The 12,506-nt window shown below is 70.6% G+C and carries 11 protein-coding genes; 1 reads left to right on the top strand and 10 read right to left on the bottom strand.

Features of this window, described 5'->3' with window-relative positions; all coding sequences use genetic code 11:
* Positions 1-41: 41 nt before the first annotated feature.
* From ABZ552_RS03080 to ABZ552_RS03045, 8 genes are all read right to left on the bottom strand, one after another.
* A complete protein-coding gene (locus tag ABZ552_RS03080) occupies positions 42-1,376 on the bottom strand; it encodes a GNAT family protein (RefSeq protein ID WP_357435344.1) in 1,335 nt (444 codons plus the stop codon).
* Positions 1,373-2,731 (bottom strand): glycosyl hydrolase family 28-related protein, encoded by a 1,359-nt coding sequence (locus ABZ552_RS03075; RefSeq protein WP_357435342.1) that lies wholly within the window; start codon positions 2,729-2,731, stop codon positions 1,373-1,375. The genes ABZ552_RS03080 and ABZ552_RS03075 overlap by 4 nt, the downstream gene beginning before the upstream one ends.
* A complete protein-coding gene (locus ABZ552_RS03070) occupies positions 2,728-3,993 on the bottom strand; it encodes a Wzz/FepE/Etk N-terminal domain-containing protein (protein WP_281876658.1) in 1,266 nt (421 codons plus the stop codon). Before ABZ552_RS03070 ends, ABZ552_RS03075 begins: the two co-directional genes overlap by 4 nt.
* Positions 3,994-4,004: 11 nt before the next feature.
* On the bottom strand, positions 4,005-5,270 hold the full coding sequence (locus ABZ552_RS03065) for a hypothetical protein (RefSeq protein WP_357435340.1): 1,266 nt from the start codon (positions 5,268-5,270) through the stop codon (positions 4,005-4,007).
* A gap of 83 nt (positions 5,271-5,353) precedes the next feature.
* Positions 5,354-6,370 (bottom strand): glycosyltransferase, encoded by a 1,017-nt coding sequence (locus ABZ552_RS03060; protein WP_357435338.1) that lies wholly within the window; start codon positions 6,368-6,370, stop codon positions 5,354-5,356.
* Positions 6,367-7,626, bottom strand: a complete 1,260-nt coding sequence (locus tag ABZ552_RS03055) for an oligosaccharide flippase family protein (RefSeq protein WP_357435548.1) — start codon at positions 7,624-7,626, stop codon at positions 6,367-6,369. The genes ABZ552_RS03060 and ABZ552_RS03055 overlap by 4 nt, the downstream gene beginning before the upstream one ends.
* 158 nt (positions 7,627-7,784) lie before the next feature.
* Positions 7,785-8,915 carry a glycosyltransferase family 4 protein gene (locus ABZ552_RS03050; RefSeq protein WP_357435337.1) on the bottom strand — a complete coding sequence of 377 codons (1,131 nt, stop codon included), beginning with the start codon at positions 8,913-8,915 and terminating at the stop codon, positions 7,785-7,787.
* Positions 8,912-9,988: a glycosyltransferase family 4 protein gene (locus tag ABZ552_RS03045; protein WP_281919423.1), complete on the bottom strand. Its 1,077-nt coding sequence runs from the start codon at positions 9,986-9,988 to the stop codon at positions 8,912-8,914. The genes ABZ552_RS03050 and ABZ552_RS03045 overlap by 4 nt, the downstream gene beginning before the upstream one ends.
* Positions 9,989-10,242: 254 nt before the next feature.
* Between ABZ552_RS03045 and ABZ552_RS03040 the strand changes: the two genes are divergently transcribed.
* Positions 10,243-11,061: a glycosyltransferase family 2 protein gene (locus ABZ552_RS03040; protein ID WP_357435335.1), complete on the top strand. Its 819-nt coding sequence runs from the start codon at positions 10,243-10,245 to the stop codon at positions 11,059-11,061.
* 42 nt (positions 11,062-11,103) lie between these two features.
* On the opposite strand, the gene ABZ552_RS03035 is transcribed toward ABZ552_RS03040, so the two are convergent.
* Both ABZ552_RS03035 and ABZ552_RS03030 read right to left on the bottom strand, forming a co-directional pair.
* Entirely contained in the window at positions 11,104-11,310 is a 207-nt protein-coding gene (locus ABZ552_RS03035) for a hypothetical protein (protein ID WP_281876653.1), read from the bottom strand.
* Positions 11,311-11,399: 89 nt separating this feature from the next.
* Positions 11,400-12,500 carry a class I SAM-dependent methyltransferase gene (locus tag ABZ552_RS03030; RefSeq protein ID WP_281876652.1) on the bottom strand — a complete coding sequence of 367 codons (1,101 nt, stop codon included), beginning with the start codon at positions 12,498-12,500 and terminating at the stop codon, positions 11,400-11,402.
* Positions 12,501-12,506 lie beyond the last annotated feature (6 nt).

Here is a 12,506-nt window from a genome sequence, read left to right as displayed (position 1 = left end):
GTCGCCGAACTCACGGACTCGGCCGTCGACGGGTCGGCACGTCATCCGGGGGCAGTCGTGGCAGCCGGATGACTGTACGCCCAGAGGTCGTGATCGCCTCGGGGGCCGAAGACATCGAGGTGCCCGCGCATCCGCCCCTCCTCGGCGAACCCGGCCGCGGCCGCCGCAGCCGCGGCGGCCAGGTCGGATACCGGGATCGCGGTGGCGATGCGGAGGATCCCGAGCCGTTCGGTCGCATGGTGCACCAGCAGGCGGAGCACGCGTGCGCGGAGTTCCGGGCGAGCCGAGGCATCGGTCCAGATACTGAGCCGGATGTTGCGATCGAACATGTCCAGCCCGTGCAGCCGGACTTCACCGACGAAGCGGCCGTCGTCCAGGATCGTCAGCGTCAGCCCTGGCCGGGAACGCAGGCCCGTTCTGGCTTCGGCGAGTTCGGCCAGCCAGTGGCGCAGGGAATGCCGGCGCAGCCAGGCGGCGGGTGACATGTGCGGATCACGTGCCAGCGTCGCACGATTGCGGATACGGGCCGCGCGGCGCTGCCGGAAGTCGGCGACACGGCGTGATCGCACCAGCACCCGCCCGCGGTCGTCGGAGTCGGTGAGTGCGATGGCGGCGCTGCCCCGCAGCCACCGGAACACCCGCCGCAATCGGGATAGCTGGTACCGCAGATGCGCGGCCGCGATGCTCATGGGGGGCGGCCCGTGCGGGGCGGCAGAGGCGGCGGGCAACTGCGGCGTCATCGGGTTGAGGCGTTGCCGCGCCGGATAGACGGCGGTGAACCCGCGGTCGGGCCGATCGGCGCGGGTCACCGCCCACAGTTCGTGGTCGCGGCGTGCGCCACCGGCATCGAAATAGGCGCGCATCCGGGCTTCGTACCGCAGGCCCGCCGCGGCCGCGATCTTGGCCGCGGCGATGTTGCCGGGCGAGATCGGTGCGCTGATTCGCATGAGGCCGAGGCTGTCGAATCCGAAGGCCGTCATCATGGTCAGGACGAGAGCGCCGATACCGCCGCCCGCGACGGCGGAGCCGATCCAGATGCCGAGCTCGGCGCTGCCTGTCGCCGCGTCGATCGAGGCCAGTTCGACCTGCCCGGCGAACCGACCGGCCACCTCGATGACCATGCTCATCCGTCGCCCGGCGCGTGCGTCGGCCCGGTTGTCGAGGCATTCCCGCACCCAGTGGCGGGCGGTGTGGCGGGCGGGCCAGTCCTGTTCCGAGCTGACCCAGTAGGGCTCGATGATCGCGCGGTCACGGAGCCGGATCCGCCGCCACTCCGCGAAATCGTCGAAGCGCGGCGGCCGCAACCGCACCGCCGTACCGATGGGACCGGTGATGGCAGGCTGCGCTTCGATGCGGCGGTGCTGTCGTCGAGTCATCCGCCGGGACGCTTCCTGCCGAGCGCTACCGTGCTCAGCTTCCCGTCGTCGGAGACGGTGAGCCGCCAGTATCCGCCGTCGGGCGCCTTGAGCACGGGACCGTTGTCGGCGTGCTCGCAGACCCAGGTTCCGTCGGCGGTCACCGCGGCGCGGACGGCGCCGTCGCCGCTCTGTGCCTGGAACACGTCCGCGCCGTGCGGCCCCGCTTGGGACACCACGGTGCCGGTGAAGCGCGGCGTGCGCATGCCCCTGCGGCCGAGGATGTTCCAGCCGGTCGGAAACGTCTCGACGGGAATGTCGTCGGTGATCCCGGAGATCAAGCCGACCGCGGTGCCTTCCGGACAGCCGACGGGATCCACGCGCACCGGGATGCCCGGCGGCCGCGACTCCGCGTCGAAGATCACGTTCGCCAGATACGGCTGTCGGCAGTAGTTCAGTTCGAGCCCGACCGAACGGGCCGCGACCTTCGCGTTGACCATGCCGAACTGCGCGGGTCCACCGCGCCCGTTCTCACCGACCGACAGGGCGACCTCGGCTCCTTCGAACCACACGTTGGTCAGCCACCAGTCGTTGGCGGCGCCGTCGACCCGCAGGTGGCGGTCGGTGGTGAGCGGGTTCTGATCGGAGACGAATTCGACGTTGGTGAGTGCCAGCCCGGCGTTGTGGTCGTTGCCGGTGCCGAGGACGCCGGTGTGATTGCTGGTGAACTTCGAGGAGGTGACGTAGTTCTGGATACAGGATGTGGTCAGTCCGATCCCGAAGTTGTTGATATCGCAGTTGATGAAGGCGGTGCCGCCGGTGTTGTCGCGCAACACGACGCCGCGCTGGGTGAGGTACTGCGGATGGTTGTCGCTGAGGTGGTTGCCGCGCAGTACCACCGCGTCGAAGGAGCAGCGGAAGCATTCCGACAGCTCGACCGCGGTCGAGCCGGGACCTGTGGTGAAGATCCCCAGCCTGGCGAAACGGACCCGGCTGCGCTTGCGCAGCCGCACCAGAGTGCCGCTGCCCGCGTAGACGATCGTGGTGACGTCGGCGCCGTCGCCGAGAATCGTGGCGTAGTCCGGCAGATCGGGCATCGACTCGACCCGGTAGTGCCCGGCGGGCAGGTAGAGCACCAGCGGCCCGTTCGGGTCCGCGGCCACGGCTGCGGCCAATGCCTTGGTGTCGTCGGCGATTCCGTCTCCGACGGCTCCGAAATCCCGGACGTTGCGCGCTCCGGGCGCATCGGTGGTGGGCGACCGGAACTGCGGGTCGTCCGGCTCGGCTGTGCCGCAGGCGGCGGTGAGCGGAATCGCGGCCGCCGCACCCAGAGTCGCGGCGAGCAAGCGGCGCCGCCGGAGAAAGTCGTCGCTCATACCTTCAACCTTTCCATCAGCCGGTCCACCGCCGAACCGGGTGTGCGGTGGCTGACCACACCGGTCAGCCCGGCCGTGCCGAACGCGGTCAGGGCGGCACGCAACTGCGGTTCGGTGAGTCTGCCGAGATCGGCGATGCCGAGGACGGCATCGGATAAGGGCGCCACGGCGACCGCGTCGGCGGCGGAGCTGACCGGCGCGGTCTCGATGACCACGCGGTAGTAACGCTCGCGCAGATCGGCGACGAGATGAGCGAAGTGCTCCGAGGCGATCAGGTCGGAGGTGTCCGGCTCGATGTGCCCGATCGGCAGCACCGCGACCCCGGTCCCGCCCCAGTCGGCGGTGATCGCCCGGTCCAGTGGTACGCCGCCGCGCAGCAGTGTCGTCAGGCCCGGACCTGGCATGGCACCGGAGCTTCCGCCGCCGGAGGTGTCGGCGTCGACGAGGATCACCGGATGACCGGCATCCGCGAAGGCCAGCGCCAGAGTGTGCGCCACCTTGGACCGCGATCGGTCGGTGAGGCTGGTGCATTCGATGGTCTGCGCGCCCCGCAGGTGATTGCGCAGCCGCCGGGCCGACTCCGCGGCGGATTCACCGTTGCCGAAGTCGGCGAACACCGGAACCGGCGCGACATCGGCGAGGTTGCCGCTGGTGCGAACGCGCCGGTCGGTGCGTTCACGCAGGAATGCGGCGGCGAAGCCGAGTAACAGTCCACCGAACAGGCCGATCGCGACGAACCGGCTCGTGCCGGGACCGGCCGGAGCGGCCGGTAGCCGGGCACGGTCGACGACCGAGACGCGGGCGGCGGGGGCGGCGCCGGTCTCGATGGACTCGAGACTATCGACCAAGGCTCGGAACTGGGCGACTGTGGCGTCGGTGAGATCACGCGCCCGCTGTGCGGTGGGCGCGGCGACCGCGATCTCCAGGATGGTGGTGGCGGGCGGCGACGAGGCGGTGATCCGGCCGCGGAACTCATCGGGGGATTCCGTCAGCCCTTGATCGTGGACGACCCGCTCCGCGACCGCGGCGCTGGTGGCCAGTTCGAGATAGGACCGCACGCGCTGCTGGGCAGCCAGGCCGCCCTGGTAGGAGTCGTTGACCGAGGTACCGGTGGCCATCGAGACGTACATGGTGCTGCTGGCCACGTACGTCACCGCCCGCGACGAGGCGTACCAGACGCCGGCCCCCGTCACGGTCAGCGCGATCACGGCGATCAGTACCCACCGCCGCCGAACGATGTGCCAGATATCGATCAAACCCATGGACTGCGACCTCATGTCTTCGTAATTGCTGAAGCGTGCGCCGGTGCCGGGAGCGGCGTCGGGCGGCGGCGGAATTCCGTGACGATCAGATGGACGAACCAGGCGAGCACGGCCGACTGCGCGAATTTGCCGAGATTCTCGAAGCTGCCGAGGATGCCGCGTTCGAACAGGGTGGATGCGCCGGTGATCGCGAGGCCCAGCACCAGGACGGGGAAGTACCGCGAGTACAGCGATCGCTCCCAGGCGAGCAGCAGCGCGAAGGTGAACACGACGGCGACGACCACGCCCGCCGCGCCGCCGAGCAGATAGCCTTCGTTCACGTTGCCCTCCGCCAGGGACACCGACACGGTGCTCATATCCACCGACGCGCCACGCACGTCGTTCGCCCAAGCCGTGCCGGATTGGAGTTTCTCGGCGCCGAGCACCTGCGCCGGGATCAGGCTGAGGCTCGCATGGTGCAGCACTTCGCCGGGGGACAACCAGCCGCGTGGGCCGACGAAGTAGGCATCGGTGGCGGCTTCGAGCAGGTCGAAGCGCCGCAGGATACTCAGGAACGGCCGCACGTCCGCCGGGTAGCGGGAGTCGACGAGGGTGGCGTCGAGCGCGGCGGTGCCGGAGTTCTTGAACGACTGCAGCCAGCCGAATCCGGCGACGCCGAGCACGCCGATCAGTGCCACACCGATCGTGGTGCGCCGGTTCCAGCCGAGCATCGAGAACCGTACGGCGAGAGCGAGTGCGGCGGCGAGGATCGGCGTCTTGGACTGCACGGCCGACGACCAGTACAGTTCGCCCGCGAAGAGCGCGCCGAGCACCAGCGCCGTGGTCTGCGGCCGGGCGGGCCGGAGGAAGACGATCATCCCGAGCGCCGCGATCCCGGCGAACGTGGCGACAAAACTGAGCAGGGGGTTGCCGCTGCTGACCTCACCGGCGGCGCCCAGCGATCCGGTGGCCACCGAGGCCGCCCGCCCCAACAGCCCGAGCGCGTAGAGCGCCAGCAGAGTCGGCATCACGCCGGGGTCCGCGACCGCGGCCGGGACGGGGCGAGGCGGGTGCCGACGCCGCCAGAGCGCGTAACCGATCACCAGCAGCGCGTAACACCACAAGCCGAACACGACGTGGTCGAGCACCAGACCGATGCCGCGGTCGTACCCCAGACCAGCCAGCCGGGGGTCGGAGATGTTGTCGCCGTAATGCGGGTCCGGCTGCACCGCGAGCAGCACCAGCGGCCGCGCCACGTAGGACAGCGACCAGAAAAGGGCCTGCGCGATGAAGAACACGCGGGCGATGCCCGGAACCCACAGTGCGGCAGCGGCGACCGTGATCAGTGCGGCCGCGACGGCGGCTACATCGGTGTAGGCGTTCAGTTCCCGACCTCCGCGGCGAGGCCGACGATCTGCCGGGCGCGATCCACGTAACGATGCCCTTCGGCGGTGATCCGCCGGTGCCCGGCCGCCGCGACCTCGGCCGCCCGCTCGGGATGGGCGGCAACCCAATCGAGAATCGAGACCAGTTCGTCGGTGCCGTCGAACAGGAAGCACTCGACGGTGTCGCGCAGCAGGTCGGCGTGTTCGCCGGTGCGTTCACCGACGAACAATCCACCGGCCGCGGGCACCTCGAAGGTGCGGCAGGTGTGGGTGTCGCGGTTGCCGGAGTTGAGCAGCACCAGATTGGCTGCCACCTCGGCGATCGCGGCCGAATACCCCGGACCGTACACCGCGCCGCCGACGACGGCGCGGGTGGCGCGCAACTCCGGAACGCGGCGCCAGCCGGGGCCGCGGACCAGCAGGCGCGGTCCGTAGCGGCGTGCCAGGGACACCAGTTCGGCGCGGCGGTCGGGCCGGCACACTCCGATGAAACCGACCAGATAGTCATCGGCGCCGCGGCGCGCCGCCGGATGATGCCAGGCCGGGTCGTAAGCGCTGAGCACGAAACCGGCGGCCCGGGCGCCACGCGCCCGCAACTCCGGCACGTTGTGCTGTTTGGTGGTGACGATCAGGTCCCAGCCGGATTCCGCCGCCATGTACGCATCGGTGAGGTTCTCGGGGTTGGACACGTCGTCCGGGCTGTAGTGCACGTGCAGTGCCGCGGGCACGTCGAGCAGTCGCTGCTGGTCCAGATGGATCCCCTTGAACACGAACAGCATGTCGGGCCGGAATGTGGCGGCGCTGCGTTCGATCCGGGTGTGCACTCGTTCGACCGTGCGCCGGTCGCGCCGACCGGTCGCCTTCGCGTACACCCACGGTGGCGAGAACCTGGCCGGGAGAGTCACCGGTGTCGAGTCGACCACGAGCACGTCGTGGCCGGCTTGACGGAAGCCGTCGGCCAGCGAACGTGCGTTGCTGCCGAGCCAGTCGTCGCCGACGAACAGAATTCTCATGGTCGGGTTTCCTTCCGGGGCACGACAGGCAGCGGCACGGTGTCGGCTTCGGCGTGGTCGCGGCGGGCCAGGAACCGCATCCGCAGCAGATGCCAGGTGGCGACGGTGATTTCGGCAAGCAGCAGACCGTAGACCAAGGTGTGCACCGAGCGGGTCCAGACGGTCAGCAGCAATGCGCCGATGGCGACTAGAGTTCCGAGCAGCGCGCCGATCAGGACCCCGGTGGTGTCCTGGCGCACCGGCAGGATGGCCGTGGTGATGAACGAGGTGACCGTCGTGGCGGGCAGGATCAGCACCTCGATCCGCAACAGACCGGTGGACGCGGCGAATTCGGTACCGAAGACCAGCCGGATCAGCTGGGGCGCGGCCAGCCAGAGGCTCGCCGAAGCGAGTGCGGCGACGGCGACGGTCACGGCCAGCGCCTGCGTGCTGTACCGCCAGAACCCGAGATGGTCGCCGCGTCGAGCCATGCGTGGCAGCAGTGCGAAGCCGATGGCGTCGAGCAGTGATTGGACCGCGCGCACCAGGCGGTCGCCGGCCGAGTACAAGCCCAGCGAGACGGCGTCGAGCACGGCCGAGTACAGCGTCGCCGCACCCTGCCCGTAGCCGGTGACCAGCAACCGGGAGACGAACACCGGCACGCTGCGGCGCAGCACGACGCCGTAGTAGCGGGGACGGGCCGGCGCCCCGTACCGGCGCCAGGCATCCCACCAGGTCAGTGCCACCGTCGGCACGGAGGACAGCAGTAGGCACAGCAAGGCGACGTGCGGGTTCGGCAGTTGCGGAAGCAGGCCCACCAGCAGCCCGAGATAGCACAGCCGCCCGACGCTCTGATAGGCGGTGGAGGTGCCGAACCGACCCTCCCCGATCAGCAGCCAGTCCTCCGACAGGGACCAGAAGCCACCGACGAACAGGCCGAGCAGCACCATCTGCGCGGCTTCGGGCACGCGCACGGCAAAGGCTACGGCGAGCGCGACACCGAACAGCGTCGCCGTGGCGAGACGGATGGCCAGATAGTCGCCACGCAGCTGGTTCATCTCCCGGAGCCGGGTGCCCTTGCGCGCGTTGATCTCCGGCACGCGGGCGGACAGGAACTGCGTGACTCCCAGATCCACGACGAGCGAGCCGATGAAGTAGGCCGACATGCCGATGGCCAGCAGGCCGAGGCCGTGGGCGCCGAGTACCCGGGCGATCAGCGGCACGGTGACGACCGTGACGATGTACTGACCGTATCTGCCGAAACTCACCAGGGCGATATCGCCGAGTACCTCGAACCGGCTCGGCTTGCTGTGCGCGCCACCACCGCCCGGCCCGCGAGCCCCGTCGGCGCGACGGTGCACCCCGCCGGGACGCCGGGGCAGTTCGACCCGAGGGAAGACGTCGGTGGTCAGCGTGGCGAGGTAGTCGGGTTCGGTCACGGCGGCGCCACCTCGTCGAGGAAGCGGGTGACCACGCGTGCCGTGGTGCCGATGTCGAAGTCGCGGGCGCGGGCGGCGCCTGCGGCGGCGATCCGGGCGCGCGCGGCCGGATCACCGAGCAGTTCGGTGAGAGCCGCGGTGAGCGCGGCTTCGTCACCGGCGGGCACCAGGCGGCCGGTTCGCCCGTCGGCGATGATCTCGGCCGGGCCGCCGGGCACCGTCGCGATCACCGCGCAACCCGCGGCCATGCCTTCCACAACCACCTGCCCGAACGGCTCGGGCAGCACCGAGCAGTGCACGAGCACGTCGGCCTCGGCGAGATACCGGTGGGGGTCGTCGACGTGACCGGTGAACGTCACGGCCAGGCCGAGTTCGTCAGCGAGTTGTTCCAGGTACTGCCGGAAGGGTTGTTCATCGAAGAACGTCCCGCCGACGAGGTACACCGCCGCGGGCCGGGTCGGCACCGCCGCCAGGGCGCGCAGAAACACGTCCTGGCCTTTCCAGGGGCTCAGCCGTCCCACGACGACCACGACCGCGTCGGCGGCCGCGCGGGTGCGGGGCGGCGGCGGTGTTGCGGGCAGGGCGACGCCCGGGTAAGCGACGACCGCCGGGATGCGCGCGGGCAGTGTCTCCCGGGTGCCGTGACTGTTGGCCAGCAGTCCCCGGCAGAACAGTGCGGCCAGCAGCCGGATAGTGGTGGCAGGGAGCAGGCCGAAGTAGTCCCGGGATACTCGGTCGTGGACCTGCCAGACGAGCGGCACCCGGGCGCGGCGGGCCGCGACCGCTCCCAGCACCAGCGCCTTGGTGCTCTCGGCGACCAGCACCCGGGCGCGCAAGTCGCGGACCGCACCCCCGACCGCCCAGCCCAGCCGCAGCAACGCGAGAAACCCGCTGATCAGCCGCAACGGGCCCGATCCGATGGTCATCGCCCGGCTGTCGAATCGGCCGGTCACGACACGGGTGTCGATCCCCGCGTCGCGGGCACGAGCCATCACCGGGCCGTCTTCGGTGCACACCAGCGCCACTTCGGCGCCATGCGCGCGCAGCGTGCGCAGCAGCCGCAGGGTGGCCAATTCGGCCCCGGACGGCGCGGCGGTGTGGCCGAGGAAGACCGCGGGCCCGTTCATCCGAGTTCCCGATACAGCGCGGCGTGCCGCTGTGCGGCCGCATGCCAGCTGAAGGTCTCCGCGTGGGCGCGGCACTGCTCCGGCGTCGGCCGGCAGCCGGAGATCGCCGCGCTGATCCGAGCCGCCAGCGCGGCGGGGTCGCCGGGCGGCACGATCAACGAGGGATCCAGGCCCCGCACGGCGTCGGGCAGACCACCACACCGGGTGACCACCGGCGCCCGGCCCGCGGCGAGCGACTCGAGGGCGATCAGGCCGAATCCCTCCAGGGCCACCGTCGGCACCACGGTGAGCGCGGCGGAGGTGTAGCGGGCGGCGAGTTCCTGGTCGGGAATCCGGCCGGTGAACTCGACGCTGCCGTCGAGCCCGCCCTCGATGGCTCCGCGCCGGAGATCCGCCTCGGCGCTGCCGGTTCCGACGATGACGAGACGAGCCTCCGGGTGCTCGGCGAGCACCCCGGGCCACGCGCGCAGCAACACATCGATGCCCATCCGGCGCTCCAGCCGCCGCACACACAGGACGACCGGCGGGGACGCGGGGACCGGGGCGGCTCGGAACCGGGTGAGATCGACTCCGGGCGCGATCACCTCGACACGATCGGACGCGATGCGGTAGTCCTCGCACAACACCGTGCGGAAGTGATCGGAAAGCACGACGAAACGATCCGCGCAAACGTATCGCAAACGTTCGATGAGGTATTTGGCGAAGGCTGCGGCGGGATGCTGTCCGTGCATTCTGCTTTCCGCTGCCCACGGACCGTGGAAATGCACGACCAGTGGTAGCCTGCGACCGCGCCGGTCTCGGGCGACCGGGCCGTAGAGGCAGAAGTGGCGATCCACGACGGTGCCGGGGTCCAACGCGTCGCGAGCGCAGAACGCGGTGCGGGCGCGGCGCAGTGTCGAACCGCCGACCGGCCCCCAGGACCGCGTACCGGCAACCGTCCGGTCGGGCGGGCCGAAGGCGGCGGCTGACAACGAAATCCCAGGAACGTCCAGCAATGCGCCGTGCAGATCCGTGAAGTATCGGCCGAGGCCGCCGGGCGCTGCGCCGAACCATTCCGATCCGGTCATGTGCACCTGCACCGCGCCGGAAGCGCTGATCATGATCCGCCCCCCTCATCCCGCATGCCGCACCGTGGAGTCGTCGGCCGAACTCGGCCGGGAAGGATAGGGCTGACCACCGGTTTCGGCTTTCTCACGCCGATGCGCGGTATCCGATATTCGGCACCGGTCCGCACGAGTCCGGATGCCGACCCGGCGCGAAATATGGCATAGTTCGGGCAATTACGAGGCAATGTCCGATTGCGGTTCTGACAAAAAGGCGGCTGGCGATGCGGAAACTGTCGGTGTGCGTGCCGGCCTACAACGCGGAACGAACGCTCTCCGCGACCCTGGATTCGGTACTGGCCCAAGACCTCGATTTCGAAGTCGTGATCCTCGACAACGCGAGCACCGACCGCACCGGTGACATCGCGCGGGAGCGGCGCGATCCGCGGGTGCGGGTCCTGCGCAACGATCGCGTACTGCCGATCGGCGCGAATTGGGACCGGGCGATCCGGGAATCCACCGGGGACCTCGTGAAGGTGGTCTGTGCCGACGACCTCCTGCGTCCCGGCACCCTCGCCGCGCAGTCGGCGGTGTTCGACGAGGACGCGATCGCGTTGTGCGCGGGCAGGTTCGACGTGATCGACGAGTCCGGCGACCTCCTCGAGACCGGGCTGGGGCTGCCGCAGCTGATCGGCAGGCACGACAGCCGCCAGCTGGCCCGGGTGATCGTGCGTCGCGGGGCGGCGGACTTCGGCCCCACCGCGGCCGCCATGTTCCGGCGCGCCGACTACGACGCCGTCGGCGGACTGCGCGGCGACCTCGTATTCCCGATGGATGTGGACCTGTTCGCCCGCGTCGGCAGCCGCGGCGCTTTCTTCGGGCTCGGCGACATCGTGGCCGCCTGGCGGAACTCCTCGTTCAACCTGTGCAGCCGCACGTCGACCCGCAGCAAGCTCACCGAGCAGCTGCGATTCCATCATCGGCTGGGCGCCGATCACCCGGAGCTCGTCGGTCCGGCCGACGTGCTGGCCGGTGACCTGCGCCTGGTCCGGGCATTGGGGACGCGGCTGCGGGTGCGCGCGCGGGCCGCGGTCGGCCGCTGAACAAGACCGCGGTTGCTGCTGTCCGGTAGTGGCCACCGCCGATCACACCGTCGAGGCCGGGAAGTCGACATCGCCGCTGGGCGACATGGGTTCGGCGCGGCGGCGTCCACGCACCGGTCCGATCGCCGCGATGCCTGCGGCGCGCACGAGACCGCCGGACCGGTCGGCCACGACCGTCGGCGCCATGGCCGGTGCGACCGCGTCGGCCGGCGAATGCGGCTGTCGGCGCATCCGAGAGGTGGTGTTCATCGGTACGGCTGTCCTCGCTCGGGAACTGCTGGCCGGGTGCGGCCCGGGAATCGTGGTCGGCGGGATGGAGTCACACGGTCGGGGGTCGGTCATCCACTCGCCCTTCTGGGTCCGCGCGGATCGTCCACGAACCAGCGACCGTCGAGTTCTGGAAGTTCGGTCGACACTTCGTCCAGTAGGTCGGGCAGCGTCAACAACACCCGGTCGGGTGCTGCCGCGATCAGATCCTGCGGGCTGATGATCGGGATGTCGGTGCCGGGCATCCGGCGTCCCCGTTTGGCGGGCGCGGCGTCGGCGACTCCGGCGACAAGTCCCTGGTGCGCACCGGCCAGCGACAGCAGAGCAACCGCCCGGGACGCGGCGCCGTAGGCGTAGACGCGCTGCCCGGCCGCGGCCGCATCGATCAGCCAGTTCCGCAGCGCGCGCACATGGTCGTCCACGAACCGCTGGAGCCGATGCAGCGATGCCGGGGTGACGATTTCGCGTTCGCGGGCCAGGATCTCGCGCACGGCGCGGTCCGGCTCGGTAGGGCCGCGCCGAGCTGCTACCAGCACCGTCCCGCCGTAGAGGTCGAACTCCCACGCGGTGGTCACGCCCATGCCCGCGGCGGTGAGCGCCAGGCTCAGCGCATGCAGGGAGTAGTACGCGAAATGCCCGTGCCGCAACGCGTTCCACTGCCGTTGTGCCACGATGGCGGCCAGCGAGTGGAACTGCAGCAGGAGCAGCCCGTCCGGCGCGGTGGCCGCGGCGCGTGCGGCGAACGCGGCCCGCTGGTCGGGTTCGTGCATGATGCCGAAACAGTCCACGACCAGGTCCGCTCGCGCCGCGTCGGCTGCGGTGCAGCCACGCTCGGCCAGCGACGGCAGCCAGGAACCACCGTGCGGACTACCGAACTCGATGACCGTGCGCCCGCGCAGCAGACCGGCCGCGTCGACCCGGGCAATCGCATCGGCCGCTTGATCGCGCAGGGCCCGCGGCTCCACGCCACGGGGTTCGGCGGCCACGGTGTCGTCTTCGGCGAGCTGCGCCAGCTCGCAGCGCGGGCACCGCACCATCCGCAGCGGGTGCGTGGTCTCCGCCGGTGTCACCGGCCGGCCCGCGGGCGGGAAATCATCGGCTGCGGGCACCGTCCCGAGATCGAGGACGGTGTGCAGAACGGCGCCGGAGCAGGCGCGACAGCGGCCGGTCATGACACG

The organism is Nocardia sp. NPDC019219 (assembly GCF_040632645.1).
In the GTDB taxonomy this organism is placed as follows: domain Bacteria; phylum Actinomycetota; class Actinomycetes; order Mycobacteriales; family Mycobacteriaceae; genus Nocardia; species Nocardia sputorum.
Note: the sequence above shows the minus strand (reverse complement) of the source record. Positions and strands in the feature narration are given on the sequence as shown.